Source organism: Skermanella stibiiresistens SB22, assembly GCF_000576635.1.
Lineage (GTDB): Bacteria > Pseudomonadota > Alphaproteobacteria > Azospirillales > Azospirillaceae > Skermanella > Skermanella stibiiresistens.
In genome coordinates, this window is record NZ_AVFL01000001.1 from 284,021 (window position 1) to 298,379 (window position 14,359).

The 14,359-nt window shown below is 63.5% G+C and carries 10 protein-coding genes; 4 read left to right on the forward strand and 6 right to left on the reverse strand.

Annotated features, from left to right (window positions below):
• Window positions 1-17 precede the first annotated feature (17 nt).
• Window positions 18-1,148: an ABC transporter ATP-binding protein gene (locus N825_RS01295; RefSeq protein WP_051511368.1), complete on the forward strand. Its 1,131-nt coding sequence runs from the start codon at window positions 18-20 to the stop codon at window positions 1,146-1,148.
• The gene (locus tag N825_RS01300) at window positions 1,145-1,876 is read left to right on the forward strand and encodes a maleate cis-trans isomerase family protein (protein ID WP_051511369.1); all 732 of its coding nucleotides are present in this window, start codon (window positions 1,145-1,147) and stop codon (window positions 1,874-1,876) included. The genes N825_RS01295 and N825_RS01300 overlap by 4 nt, the downstream gene beginning before the upstream one ends.
• A gap of 172 nt (window positions 1,877-2,048) precedes the next feature.
• On the opposite strand, the gene cysC is transcribed toward N825_RS01300, so the two are convergent.
• The 3 genes from cysC to N825_RS01315 all read right to left on the reverse strand — a co-directional run bounded on the left by cysC (window position 2,049) and on the right by N825_RS01315 (window position 5,556).
• Complete coding sequence (gene cysC / locus N825_RS01305; protein WP_051511370.1) at window positions 2,049-3,956, reverse strand: adenylyl-sulfate kinase; 1,908 nt, start codon at window positions 3,954-3,956, stop codon at window positions 2,049-2,051.
• Window position 3,957: 1 nt separating this feature from the next.
• Complete coding sequence (cysD, locus tag N825_RS01310; RefSeq protein ID WP_037446011.1) at window positions 3,958-4,755, reverse strand: sulfate adenylyltransferase subunit CysD; 798 nt, start codon at window positions 4,753-4,755, stop codon at window positions 3,958-3,960.
• Between the two features lie 66 nt (window positions 4,756-4,821).
• Window positions 4,822-5,556 carry a phosphoadenylyl-sulfate reductase gene (locus tag N825_RS01315; RefSeq protein ID WP_051511371.1) on the reverse strand — a complete coding sequence of 245 codons (735 nt, stop codon included), beginning with the start codon at window positions 5,554-5,556 and terminating at the stop codon, window positions 4,822-4,824.
• A gap of 228 nt (window positions 5,557-5,784) precedes the next feature.
• On the opposite strand from N825_RS01315, the gene N825_RS01320 reads away from it, so the two are divergent.
• Window positions 5,785-7,545 (forward strand): NADPH-dependent assimilatory sulfite reductase hemoprotein subunit, encoded by a 1,761-nt coding sequence (locus tag N825_RS01320; RefSeq protein WP_051511372.1) that lies wholly within the window; start codon window positions 5,785-5,787, stop codon window positions 7,543-7,545.
• Window positions 7,545-8,105, forward strand: a complete 561-nt coding sequence (locus N825_RS01325) for a precorrin-2 dehydrogenase/sirohydrochlorin ferrochelatase family protein (RefSeq protein WP_037446012.1) — start codon at window positions 7,545-7,547, stop codon at window positions 8,103-8,105. The genes N825_RS01320 and N825_RS01325 overlap by 1 nt, the downstream gene beginning before the upstream one ends.
• 29 nt (window positions 8,106-8,134) lie before the next feature.
• Here N825_RS01325 and N825_RS01330 read toward each other — a convergent pair whose 3' ends face one another.
• The 3 genes from N825_RS01330 to N825_RS01340 form a co-directional block, all read right to left on the reverse strand.
• Window positions 8,135-9,649: a glycosyl hydrolase family 28-related protein gene (locus N825_RS01330; RefSeq protein ID WP_157618927.1), complete on the reverse strand. Its 1,515-nt coding sequence runs from the start codon at window positions 9,647-9,649 to the stop codon at window positions 8,135-8,137.
• Window positions 9,650-9,939: 290 nt separating this feature from the next.
• Window positions 9,940-10,806: a CatB-related O-acetyltransferase gene (locus N825_RS01335; RefSeq protein ID WP_063833581.1), complete on the reverse strand. Its 867-nt coding sequence runs from the start codon at window positions 10,804-10,806 to the stop codon at window positions 9,940-9,942.
• 211 nt (window positions 10,807-11,017) lie between these two features.
• Complete coding sequence (locus tag N825_RS01340; protein ID WP_157618928.1) at window positions 11,018-14,356, reverse strand: HAD family hydrolase; 3,339 nt, start codon at window positions 14,354-14,356, stop codon at window positions 11,018-11,020.
• Between the last annotated feature and the right edge of the window lie 3 nt (window positions 14,357-14,359).

Here is a 14,359-nt window from a genome sequence, read left to right on the forward strand (position 1 = left end):
TTGAGGGAGGCATTCGCATGACGGCGTTGGCGGCCACATTCGCGAAAGATCCGGAATTCCGCGGAGCCGAGGTTCGGCTGAGCCGGATCACCCGGAGATACGGCGATCTCACCGTCGTCAACGACGTCGACCTGACGGCGTCCGGCGGCGAGATCCTGGCGCTGCTGGGGCCGTCGGGCTGCGGCAAGACCACGACGCTGCGGATGATCGCGGGGCTGGTGGCACCGTCCTCGGGCGACATCACCATCGACGGCCGGTCGGTCGTCGGGCTGCCGGTCCACAAGCGCAACCTGGGCATGCTGTTCCAGAACTACGCTCTGTTCCCTCACCTGACCGTCCTGGAGAACGTCGCCTTCGGCTTGGCCATGCGCGGCGTTTCGAAGGCGGAAACGTCGGAGCGGGCGCGGGAGGCCCTGCGGCTGACCCGTCTGGGCAATTTCGAGGACCGCATGCCGGCGGCGCTGTCGGGCGGCCAGCAGCAACGGGTGGCGATGGCGCGCGCCATCGTGTACCGCCCGCGCGTGCTGCTGCTCGACGAACCGTTCGGCGCGCTGGACAAGAAGCTGCGGGAGGAGATGCAGATCGAACTGCGCCAGCTGTGCAACAGCCTGGGACTGACCACCATCCTGGTGACCCACGACCAGGAGGAGGCGCTGGTGCTGGCCGACCAGATCGCCGTCATGCGGGATGGTCGGATCGAGCAGGCGGCGCCGGCCCGCACCGTCTACGAACGGCCGACCTCGCGCTTCGTCGCCGATTTCATCGGCACCTCCAACTTCCTGCCGGCGGTCATCAGCGGCGAGAGCGGCGGGTTGACCCTGCTGCAGGGTGCCGACGGACGGCTGTTCGCCAGCGCCGTCCCGAACGACCTGACGGCGAAGGACGCCGTGATGGTCGCCATCCGCCCGGAAAGCGTCAGGCTATCCCCCGGCGCCGTCCCGGCGGGGGAGGCCAACGCGATCAGCGGGCCGGTCCTGCGCACCGTCTTCAAGGGACAATTGCTGTCGGTCTGGATCGCCATGCCTGACGGTGGAGAGTTCGTGGCGTCCCTGCCGATCGAGGACACGGTCCAATCGAACCCCCAGCCGGGGGAGGTCTGGACCGCTCGCTGGGCGTCCGAGCGCACTCTGGTGGTACGCGGCCAATGACGACGTCAACCCACGGCATCACCCCCGCCGCCCATGCCATCGGCATCATGCTGCCCTCGTCCAACCGCGTGGTCGAGCGGGTCACCCTGGCCATGCTCGCCGTCCTGTCCGAAGTGGACGCCTGCTTCACCCGGGTACCCTATGGCGGTCATCCGGCGGATGGCTACGACTTGCCGCCCTTCGAGGCCGCCGCGGTCATGCTGTCCCAGGCGAGGGTCCGATCAATCTGCTGGAACGCCACGCGCGGCGCCGGCCTCGGCTTCGAGCCGGACCGCCGGCTATGCGGCATGATCACCGAGCGGACCGGTCTACCCGCCACGACGACGGCGCTGGCGACGCTGGAACTGCTGAGGTCGCTGGGACTGGAGCGGATCGCCCTGCTGTCCCAGGGGAGCGCCGCCGAAGGGGAGCGGATCGCCGATCGCTTCGGCGCCGAGGGGATCACGGTGGTGACGGGACCGACCCTTGGCATCACCGACAACTTCCAGGCGGCCCTGGTCCCGCCGGATCAGTTGCGGAGACTGGCGCTCGAAGCCGTCGCGGCGGCCAAGCCGGACGCCGTGCTGTTCTGGAGCACCAACCTGCCGGGCTTTGGGCTGATGGCGGAGCTGGAGCGGGAAACCGGCATCCCCACGCTCGACTCGACCGCCATCGGCACCCTGGCGGCCTTGCGCCCGACCGGCGTCGATCTGGCGCCGCTCACCCGCTTCGGCCGCATGTTCGGCTGAACAGTAATCACTTTGCCGTAGGTCGGCTAGAGCGCAGCGGAAGCCGACAAACAGGCGCTTCGGGAGTGATGTCGGCTGCCGCTGCGCTCTATCCGACCTACAAGTGACTACGTTTTAACTTGTGGAGAATGGATCGGTATTAGAGATATGGATCCATTAGGCCAGCGCTTCATTAAATCCCGTCGCCCCGTCCCTGGACGGCGTCGCTCGGGTGCTTCAGGGCGGTGACGCGTTCGGCGTGGCGGACCAGTTCGGCGACCGCCTCCTCGATGCCCAGCTCCGCCGTATCGACCACCAGTTCGGCCGCTTCCGGCTCCTCGTAGGGGGCGGAGACGCCGGTGAACTCCTTGATCTCGCCGGCGCGGGCGCGGCGGTAGAGACCCTTGGGGTCGCGGGCCTCGCAGGTGTCCAGGTCGGCCTTGACGTGGACCTCGTTGAACAGGTCGCCGGCGATGGCGCGCGCCTTGGCGCGGTCCTGGCGGGTCGGCGAGATCAGCGCCGTCACCACGATCATGCCGGCCTCGGCGAACAGCCGGGCGGCCTCGGCGACGCGGCGGATGTTCTCCGACCGGTCGGTCGGCGAGAAGCCGAGATCGCCGTTCAGCCCTTGGCGCACGCCGTCGCCGTCCAGCACGTAGACCTGCCGGCCGCGCTCGAACAGGATGCGCTCCAGCCCCATCGCCAGGGTCGACTTGCCGGCTCCGGACAAGCCGGTCAGCCACAGCACGGCGCCGCGATGGCCGTTGGCGAAGGCGCGCTCGTCCGGCGTCACCGCGTGCTCGACCTTGTGCAGGTTCCGCTCCGCGACCGCGTCGGCCTGGGTTACGATGAAGCCACCAACCACGTCGTGCCCGTCGAGCAACTGGCCCCGGCCGGTGCGCGGCAGGTCGACGGCGGGATCGACCGCGACGAGGCTGCGGCTGTGCAGCACCACGTTGGCGATCTCGTTGCGGCCGACCGTATCGGCGGCCCGGACGCTGAGGTCGTCGATGTTGACGACCTCGACGATCCGCTCGACCGTCACGCGGTGCTCGGCGGTCGCCAGCTTGAGGGTATAGGCCTTGCCGGTCTGCAACGGCTGGGAGGCCAGCCAGAACAGCCGTACCGTCAGGCGGTGCGCCTCGATCGGGCGCTCGGAGGCGAGGCTGGCGACGTGGCCGCGCTCGACGAAGATGCGCTGGTCCAGCGTGATGCCGATGGACTGGCCGGCCGAGGCGGTGATCGGCGTCGCGGCGTTCCACGCCTCGATCGTGACCACCTTGGCGGTCTTGTTGATCGGCGAGAAGTGCAGCGTGTCGCCGACACGCAGCCGCCCGGTCTCGATCCGGCCCGCCAGGATGCGGCGCTCGTCCGGCTTGTAGACGTCCTGGATCGGCAGGCGCAACGGCAGCTCGTCCTCGGGTGCGGCCGGCAGGAAGCCGTCCAGCGCCTCGATCACGGTCGGGCCGTCGAACCACGCCAAGTTCTCGCTGCGCGACGCGATGTTGTCGCCATGACGGGCGGAGATCGGCAGGATCACGCCGGGCGCCACGCCGATGTCGGCGAGGTAGGCCTTGATCTCGGCCGCGACCTGATCGAACCGCTCTCGCGAGAAGTCGACCATGTCCATCTTGTTGACGATCACGGCGACCTGCTTGACGCCCAGCAGATGCAGCAGATAGGCGTGACGCCGCGACTGCTCCAAGGCGCCCTCGCCGGCGTCGATCACCAGCAGGGCCGCGTCGGCGTTGGCGGCGCCGGTCACCATGTTCTTCAGGAACTCGGTGTGGCCCGGCGCGTCGATGATCACATAGGGCCGGCGCGCCGTCTTGAAGTGGATCTGGGTCGTGTCGATGGTGATGCCCTGGTCGCGCTCGGCCTGGAGCGCGTCCATCACGAACGACCATTCGAACGGCATGCCGCGCCGACGGCTCATCTCGCGCACGGCCTCGACCTTGCCGTCGGGCAGGCTCTGGGTGTCGTTGAGCAGGCGGCCAATCAGGGTGGACTTGCCATGGTCGACGTGGCCGACGATGACGATGCGCGCCTGGCGGCGCTGGGCTGCGGTGATCACGTCTGAAATCTCGCTGTTGGCCGGCATCTCACATGTATCCGGAGCTGCGCAGGCGCTCGAAGGCGTCCTCGGTCTCATTGTCCATGGAGCGGCCGGCGCGTTCCGACACGCGGGTCACCTCCAGCTCGGAGATGATCTCGTCGATGTTGGCGGCGTGGCTGTCGACCGGGAAGGTGATGTTCTTCTCGCCCAGCGACCGGTAGCGCTTGCCCTCGCGGGCGAAGTACAGCGGCACGATCGGAATGCCCTCGCGCTTGGAATAGCGCCAGATGTCCAGCTCGGTCCAGTGCAGCAGGGGGTGGATGCGGACATGGGTGCCTTCGGCGAAGCGGGTCTTGTAGTGGTCCCAGAACTCCGCCGGCTGGTCCTTGAAGTCCCAGGCGCCGTCCAGCGCGCGCGGGCTGAACACCCGCTCCTTGGCGCGGGTCGCCTGCTCGTCGCGGCGGATGCCGACCATGATGCCCTGGAACTGCTCGCGGCGCAGCAGCGCCTTCAGGCCCTCGGTCTTGCGCGCGGCGGCGCGGGTCGCCGGCGGCAGGGTCGGGTCCATCTCGCTTTCCGGCGGGCACTGCTCGACCAGCAGGTCGAGGTTCCAATCGCGGGTCACCATGTCGCGGAACTCGTAGACCTCCGGCAGTTCCATGCCGGTGTCGAGCTGCACCACGGGGAAAGGCACCTTGCCGAAGAACGCCTTGCGCGCCAGCCACAGCAGGACGTTGCTGTCCTTGCCGATGGACCACAGCACGGCCAGTCGGTCGATCTTGTTGAACGCCTCGCGCAGGATGTAGACGCTCTGGCTTTCCAGTTGGTCGAGGTCGGTCGTCATCGTCCGAAGTTCCACCGTGTCATGATAGGTGTTTCAGGGGGCTGGCGTATGTGATGGGGGTGGAGTTCAGGCGATCGAGACCTGACGCGGCACCGCGCTCAGGTGGATGCCGCATTCCGTCTTGCCCAAGCCCGCCCAGCGGCCGGAACGGGCGTCCTCGCCGGGCGCCACGCGGTCGGTGCAGGGCATGCATCCGATCGACAGGAAGCCGTCGGCCTCCAGCGGATGGCGCGGCAAATCGCGCCGCTCGAACTCGGCCTTGATCATCTCCGGTGTCCAGGACGCCAGCGGGTTGATCTTGTGACGGCCATCGACGTCCAGCTCGATATCGGCCAGCGCCGCGCGGGTGGTCGCCTGGAATCGCTTGCGCCCGGTGATCCAGGCGTCGAATCCAGCCAGCGCGCGGTTCAGTGGAACGGTCTTGCGGACATGGCAGCAGGCGTCGGGCTGGGTTTGCCACAACAACCCCTCCGGATCGGCGGCCTTCAGCTCGACGGCGTCCGGCTCGATCGTGCGGACATCGGTCAGGCCAAGGCGCTTGATCAGGGTATCGCGATAGCGCAGGGTCTCGCCGAACAACTTGCCGGTGTCCAGGAAGATCACCGGGATGCCGGGATCGACCTCGGCGGCCAGCGCCAGCAGGACGGCGGCCTCGGTTCCGAAGGACGAGACCAGCGCCACGCGCCCGCGGAATTCGGTCGTCATGAGCGGCCGCAGCAGGTCCGCGCCGGAAAGACCCGCGTACCGCTCCCGCAACGCGTCGAGGTCGTTCACAATGTGGGATGTCGCCAATCCGTCCATGTCCGAAACTCAATCCACAAAACGTTATTGTATTTAAGCTCGCTATTGCACATTAGCGAACCTGCGGAAATCCCGCAACGGTTTTAACATGCGACAATGAGTCATTCATACTATCCACACGGAAATTCTGTGTTGAATTGGGAAATTATTACACCTTATATCCTCGAACCGCACGGAGACCGCTTCCCCCGTGCCCTCTCTCACGCATGGATTAAAGCGTCAGTCGCCATGTCACAGTCTCCAGAGCTCCCCAAGGCAAAAGTCCCCGCCGCTCCCAAGCTTGCCCACGTCGAGGACGTCAAGCAGGAGAGCGCGCTGTTGCGCGGCAGCATCGCCGAGACGCTGAACAGCGATCTGGTCAAGTTCACCGAGGACGAATACAACCTCCTGAAATTCCACGGGACCTACCAGGGATACGACCGCGACTCCGCGACCGAGCTGAAGCAGGCGAAGGCGGAGAAGAAGTGGGAATTCATGGTCCGCGCCCGGATCCCGGCGGGCCGCCTGACCGCCCAACAGTATCTCGATCTCGACGATCTTGCGGGGCGGCGGGCCAACCACACCCTGCGCATCACGACCCGGCAGGCGATCCAGTTCCATGGCGTCGTCAAGTCGGACCTGAAGGGCGCCATCGCCGACATCAACCAGACCATGATCACCACGCTGGGTGCTTGCGGCGACGTGGTCCGGAACGTCACCTCCCTGCCGGCTCCCGTGCGGAGCCCGATCAACGAGCGGCTGGCGGCCGACGCCAAGCGCATATCGGACCATCTCCTGCCGCATACCAGGGCCTATCACGAGATCTGGCTGGACGGCGAGAAGGTGCTGGGCGAGCCCGAGGTCGAGCCGATCTACGGAACCACGTACCTGCCGCGTAAATTCAAGATCGGCCTGGGCGTGCCCGAGGACAACTCGGTCGACGTGCTGACCAACGACCTGGGCATCGTGGCGCTGTTCGACGGCGACACCCTGACCGGTTACAATCTGGCGGTCGGCGGCGGCCTGGGCATGACCCACAACAAGCCGAAGACCTATCCCCGGCTGGCCAGCTTCGTCGCCTTCGTCGAGCCGGACGACCTGATCAAGGCGGTCGAGGCCGTCGTGATCGTCCAGCGCGATCACGGCGACCGGACCAACCGTCGTCATGCCCGCCTGAAATACACCATCGACGACCGTGGCCTGCCCTGGTTCAAGTCTGAGATGGACCGCGTGTTCGGCCGGGTCCTGGAGGATCCGCGCCCGATGCCACCGTTCCAGGTCGCCGATCACCTTGGCTGGCATGAGCAGGGCGACGGCTTGTGGTATCTGGGCCTGCCGGTGCCGAGCGGCCGCATCCAGGACACCGACACCGTCAAGCTGCGGACGGCGCTGCATGACGTGGTCGGCCGCTTCCAGCCCGCCCTGGTCCTGATGCCGACACAGGATCTGATCCTGGCCGACGTCAAGGACGCGGATCGCGCTGAGATCGAGCGGACGCTCCGCGCCGCCGGCGTCCAGTTCCCGGAGGAGCTGTTGCCGGTCCACCGCTGGTCGCTGGCCTGCCCGGCGCTGCCGACCTGCGGTCTGGCGCTGACCGAGGCCGAGCGCATCCGCACCCCGATGATCGACAGCATCGCCGAGGTGATGGCGCGCTATGGCCTGGCGCAGGAACGCCTGAGCATCCGCATCACCGGCTGCCCCAACGGCTGCGCCCGGCCCTATGCCGGCGACATCGGACTGGTCGGCCGCATGCCTGGCCACTTCTCGCTCTATGTCGGCGGTGATTTCGAGTGTACCCGGTTGAACTGGAAGCTGCTCGACCGTGTTCCAGAGGACGACGTGCCCGAGACCCTGGCACCGCTGTTCGCGGAATTCGCGGCCCAGCGGGACCAGGGCGAGGGTTTCGGCGATTTCCTCAACCGTCTCGGCTTGGAGCGGGCGACGGCGCTGGTCAAGCCCGACGCCCCTGTTTCGCAGGGAGACGCGTCCGCGCTGGTGGAGGCTGACTAGTGTTTCCAATCGTCCTGGATCTGGACAATGTTTCGGTCGCTCTGGTCGGTACCGGGAAACTGACGATCAAGCGGCTGGCGCAGTTCGACCAAGCCAGGGCGAACCGGCTGACGGTCTTCTCCGACAAGCCGGATCCGGCGCTGGCGGCGCTGGCGGGAGAGCGGCTGCTGCGCCGGCTGCCGACCGACGAGGATCTCGCGGCGTTCCAGGTGATCTACGTCGTCGATCTCGATCCCACGACCGCCGCCGACATCGCGGCGCGGTCCAGGGCGCTTGGCCGCTTGGTCAATGTCGAGGACGTCAAGCACCTGTGCGACTTCCACACGCCGTCCCAGGTGCGGCGCGGCGACCTGCTGCTGTCGATCTCGACCGGCGGCAGGAGCCCCGGTCTGGCGCAACGCCTGCGCCGCTATCTCGAGAACCTGTTCCAGCCCGATTGGGAAGACCATCTGGACGAACTGTCCCGCGCGCGGGACGCGTGGCGGGCCGAGGGTGCCGACATGGAAACGGTGGTCCGCCGCACCGAGGAACTGATCGAGGCGCGCGGCTGGCTTCGCTGAACGGGAGCCTATCCTCGCATCGAGGGATGTCAGGGAGGTGTGTCGGTCAACTCCCACTTCTGCCCGGCGCTGCTGGCTGGGGACCCTTTAAAGGCGTCGGCTTGGCGCATCCTATCGGTCGTCACCAGCGCCACGCGCTCGACACGAGCGGATCCATCGGACTGAAACCCTGTGCCGCACCGGGAGAAGACGGCTTCGAGGTTATTGCCTTCACCTCTGCTCAAGTCGCCGTCCCGGCGGGCCTCGCGCCTCAGCGCGGCGCCGGTGCATCCGTTCACCACCAACGTGATGGTATTGAGATTGCCGCGGATGATCGCCGCATCGCCCACGACGTCATGAATCGTACCGCTCACGGTGTTGAGATCGCCTTCCACGACGATAGCCGGCCCGGAGTAGGCGGTCCCGGTCTTGGGATTGGTGCTATTCTGATGGTGGACTGTTATCGAATTACCCGTGCCGGTGATCAGCAGTCCAGGCCAGCCTTCGAGGGACTCGCGGACGATCGAGCGAAAAATACCGCAGGCACTGATCATGAAGCCATTTCGGCAGTCGATCCTCGCACCGGGTAGGGGCGCAGGGGGAGTTCCCGTGCGGTTCGGATGATGGCGACCATTGTTTCTAACGGCCAAGCCGCTGATGAAGCCATGGGTCGATGACGAAAGCGACACGCCGCCCAAGTTACTCTCCGAGGTTACGTGCCGCGCCTCGATCCTGCAGCCACCTCTGGTGCGGAAGCCGGTGCCGCCGAAGCACGCGTAGATGTGAACGCGGCCCAGTTCGACGTTTCCTTCGAACGGCTTCGAACCATCGATCACCAAGCCGTCGACTTGCTCCCCGGGGAACTGGGTCGACGGAACGGCCTCCTTATCCGCCCGGGGTCTGGGAAGGATGCCGCATAGGCCGAATACCAGTTCCTCGATGGCGATGTCTCCCGGTCCCCGGAAGATCACACCCTCGCGTCCGGCGACGCGCCCATTCAATCGGATCACGGACCGAACGTCCGAGGCGCCACGTGGCCCATACCCTTCGCAGTGAAGCGCGTGTTCCGCAACATTGTTGACTTCGACGTCGATCTCGAAAGAACGCCCGAATATCTTGAGTCCAGACCCCACCCGATTGGTGACGTTCGCCTCACTGGCGTTCCAGTTACCGTCCAGATAGCCACCGTCGATGGTAAGGTCCTTTATGGCGAAGCCCCACGGGGCTTCGGACAGCCCCGATGTTTTGGATCGCCGCTTGAAATCCACCGTCGCCACGACATCGCAATCGCTATTCGGCATCAACCCAAGCGTGGTGATGCCGCGTCCCGCGCCCACAAGCGATACCCTGGAACTGATCTCTAATGTCTGGTTGAGCTTGAAAATACCTGGCCCAAGCCTGACTTGTCCGCCACTCCGTCTAGCCGCGCCAAGCGCGGCTTTGAGGGCCACCGTGTCGTTGGTCGCGCCGTCCCCTTTTGCCCCAAACCAAGCCGCCTCGATCGACGGTCCCCCATTGGATCGGCGCCAGCGACCGCTAGCGGCCTTCCGGGAGAGGATGATCATGCCATTATCATCCGGTTCCGACAGGACTGCGTCCCAAGTGAACAGGCCGGCACCACCGTCGCCGGTCCGGCCATGTCCCAACACCCAAACCGCCGTGGTATCGGCTGGATCGATTGCGCGGAGATCGTCAAGCGTGGCTGTGACCGAGAGCCCGGCCGCTTCTGGAAAGTGAGGCAACGCACCGACGCAGAACGCCGCGGTGACGGCGAGAAGCAGCGCTCGTCGGCGGATCTGGCTTGATCGCGGGGAGTAGACTTCCGGGGGTCGGCCGAGCGACTTTCCGACGCCGCTCAGAGCGCCTTCTCCGGAAGCCGTGCGATGTTGTCAGCCATTGTGGGTGTTGGCGGGCTCGTGTTGGCCATGGGGACTGTCTCGCCCGTCTCCGATTCACGGGTCACCGACCCATCGGCGTGAACACGGACCAGCCTTGGAATCATAGGTTCCGCCCTACCGGTCCGAATGTTGTCATCAATGCGTTGGACGGCTTGCTCAATATCCGTGAAATCCACCCCGGCAAGTGCCGACAACCCGTAGTCCCACCACCGGAGCCGCTTCAACTCCACCACGATTTCCACATCGAAGCGTAGACGGATCAGCTTCGCCGGAATGCCTCCGAAGATCGAGAAAGGTGGGACGTCACTGACGACGACGGATCGTGAGGCGATGATGGCGCCGTCACCGATCTTGATCCCACGACGCAGGAAAACGCCTTCGCCAATCCAGACGTCGTTGCCGACGCGGATCTTACCAAACCTATTCTGCTGTTCGTCGAGATAGGTCGAACTGGACTTCTGAATGGTGTCAGCGTTGTCCTGATAGAAGCCATTGATCTCAGGCCAGGTCGTCTCCCAACCGCCTTGAAACATGGGGTGGGCCGACAGGAAATATGGAGGGTGCTCGACTTGGCCCGTGATGATGTTGCTGGCGATTGAGCAAAACCTGCCTATCGTCGCCATGTGCCGAAAAACCGTCGCGCCGCCACCCAGGTAGGTGTAGGCACCGATCCGGTCAACGTCGAATTTGCCGGGGCGTAGTTGACAGGGCGCCTCGAGCAACAAGGACCTTGTCGCTCCAAATCCGAAATGAACATCCGCTCCCGTGGTGCCGCTGAAGGAAACGCCCAATGTTTCCAGCTGTGCCTTCGTCTCAGGCTTCATTCTTAGCCAATCCCTGCTGATTATCCATCGACCAGCACCATGATCGTCCTCGTGATCCGCCGCCTTCACATAGCCTCGAAAAGTCGTAACCGATCATTCCGTCCACTGTTCGCGGAGTGCCGTCGCGACTGAAGAGCGAGGTGGGACCCATCAATGGATAATCATGGTAAATAAAACGTTAACAAGATCCGCGGGGGCCGAGCGCGTTGAGTCAGGAATGGACGAGTTGGCGGGTTACCAATTTTCCCAATCGCCGTGCCAGCGGCCAGTGGCTGTCTTCGAAGAACTTTTCAGGGGATCGCCGAAACTTCCGGTACTTTCGTTCACCAAGGAACCTCATCAGCGTGGGTTCCCACCAACGCGGGAGTTCAAGCTCCGTCGGAATATCCGAACCAAGCGCTTGTAGCCCATCCGCCCAGAGGCTCGCCGCCACGCGTCCATTTTTTTCTTCGACCGGCGCGATGATGTACTGGACATTACGAGCGCTCCACTTGTTCTCGAACGCCACGCCTTCGAACAGCATCGCGTCCTGTCGGGCTGGGGACTTGATCAGCGAGGCGTAGGCGGCGATGGCCTCTGGACCGGAAGGGGAGATCCTTCGCACGTCGTCGCCAAACTTGGCGCACGCGACGCGGACGAAATCAACAGCGCCCTCATGGACGGCGAGCGCCAGACCAATCCGCTTCTCCTCGCCATCGGTGGGAAGGAACACCGGTTCAAGGTGTTCGTCGCCCTGACGCATCCGGAGCAGGCTACCATGATCGTTGAGGAACAGCAGTTCGAACATCAGGATGTCGCGCGCATACGGATGCGTCTTGTCCGCCGGGTCCAGGTCCTCCCCAACATAGCCGCGGGCGGTGAGTCCCACCTTGGCCAACCCTTCAGAGGCTCCCTTGAAGGTTGTGAAGTAGTATCCTCCCAGATCCCGGTCGAGAAGTTTCGCCATTCCTTTCTGCAGCGTTCCGAAATGACCGATATCGACGATGGCCGTTTTACCGCCTTCCTTGAGACCTTGGTTTCCGTAGTAGGCCAGCAAGGCTTCACGTTCCTCAGCGGCATTCGCCAGGATGGGATCGGCCACCCGCGGATCGCTGAAAAACGCCGCCAGTTTCTCCTGGTCGCCAACGAAGCTGATACGGGCACCTGGTCCCGCCATGCCATGTTCACCCCACACCGCCGTCGGCAGGTCATCGGGCTGGATGCCGAAGCGGTTCGTCAGCAGGGTTTCCAAGGAAGTCGGGGAGAAGTTGGTTCCCAATGCCGCGACCAGATCGTCGGGGGTTCTCCATGACGCCGTATGAATCGCGCGCCGCGAGGCGTAGGTGTATTTGGCGGTCGGCGCTTCCTTGTCATGGGCTGCAAGCAGGTCATAGCATCGCTTGACGATGGCGCCGTCGCGAGACAAGAAATGGATCGTCTCCACGCCGTCACGTTTCGCCTGATCCAGTACCCAATGGGCGAAGCCCATGAAGAGGGGACCCGCGACCGCAAAGCCGAAAAGCCGGGGATCGCCGAAGGTGTGGCTACGTGACAACGGACGGTCGAGGCGGGCCCAGGCCTGTCCGGCGAGGCCTCGGAGGCAACCCTGTGTCATGCGGTCGGCGAAGCGCATGGCTGGCGCCGTGGGCGACTCCGAACTGTAGATTTGCGGCGTCGCCGGCACGTGGAACGCGATGATGCCATGCGACTCGGCCATCTTGATGTCCGCTCTCGGGTTGTCTCCAATGTGCAGCACTTTGCCTGGAACGACCGCTAGGTCATCGATGACGTGTTTGAATAGCGAGCCGGTATGCTTCAGCAGGCCAATCGTGGAACTCACGTAGACTTTTTGGTGTCTCGTGTAGCCGCTCGCCTCCAGTAGGCGATCGATGAATGATTGTGAGAAGAAGGTGTCGGTGATGATCACGACCTTCTTGTCAAGGCGGAGTGCCGCCTCGTAGGCGAGTTGTCCGAATGCCTTGGGCCCACAGACCGCCAGTTCCGTCTCCTCTTCCAGGGCCAGCATTCGTTCGGCCATTTCCATGTCGAGCCCTCGAGCCGAGGCAAGTGCCCGGTAGCGCAAGTCCAGCGGCACCTCCTCGCCGACCGCGTCCTTTTTAGCCATGTCGCGAGCCATTTTTCGAGCCTCGACGAAATCGTCGATGACCCCACCCGTCATCGCGGCCACCTTCGGGGCCATTAGGACGAAAATGTCATCGGCGCGCTCCAGCGGACGCTCCACCAGCGTGTCGAAAAGGTCGAAGGAGATGACATCATGGTCGGCCATCTTGGCCACCAACTTATCGAGATCTGCCTGAACGCCGAGCACCTCAAGCCGGGGCTTGGCTGGCGTCGTCTTCTTGACCGCCCCGGTCGTCGCCTTCGCGAGAGCCGAGACTGGCTTGGACGTCGCCGCTGGGCTCACCTTGGGCATGTTCTTGACCAAGCCGCTGACCTGCTGCTGCAACTGAACTTGTCGTTGGCGCATCGCCTCGACCTTGTCAATCTCGCGATAGCTCCAGTAGAAATTGAGCATGTCGCGAACCTTGTCCTTCGAATCGAGGAAGGTGACCCGTGGACAATTTTGCGTCTCCATGACCGGCTCCAAGATGTCGGCCCAAAAGCTGGGACTGACGAACTCCTGGTAAACACTGGCGTAGTTTTCTTCTCCAATAGTGTCTGAGATACTGATGATTGGCTTAAACAAAAATTCGATTTGCTTCCCAAAGTACTTCGCTTCGAGAATGACGGAGCTTGAAATACCCATCACTTTGGTGACGCGTGGGCTAGCCAGCAGATCATAGGCGGGGATATCACTGATCCGCACCTTGCGTTGGCCCTTTAGGTACGCGACGATTTCCTCGTCACCTTTCTTAAGGTGTGGATGGCGGCTGTAAAGTACCCGAGGATGGTCGTTCAGCAATGTTTCGAACTGTTCCTTAAAACTGAGCAGGTTCAGCATGGTTCCATCGCGGCAAACCGCTTTGTCCTCCATCAGCTGACCGACGAAGAGCGCTGTTCCAGGAGGCAGTTCCGGCTCAGACCGTTTGAAGCCTTTATAGGATTGGATGCGTAGGCGATCCGCGTACAGATGAAAATGGTCTTCTGACAAATTGTATCTTTGCAGCCGGTTTCTGATCGCCTCATTGTTCGTATTGAAGGCAAACAAAATATCGTCCATGAAGCGGATCGGATGAAGCCACATGTCAATGTAAGTGACACCCATCCGCGTCAAAACTGTCCTTGTCTGAAGCGAAAGCTCATAACCTATGATCAGGGAATCTTCTTTAATGAAATTTTTAAGATAATTAACGGATTCTTCATTTACTAAGTCGCAGTCGTACCAAAACTGCAATGCATCGGCATCTAATTCAATGCCACTGTGCTCAAAGAAACTGGCACGGGAAATTAGATCAGGTTGCGTCAAGGAGGATGACACGCTCGCGGGCTTGATGCCTGTCGCTCTTTCGACGGGGCGGGTGAGTATGTCCCGCAACCAACGCCGATTGGAATACTGCTCCCTCTCTTTCGTCATCAAGAAATCGCTGGCGACAAGTATCTTCGTGATCATCCG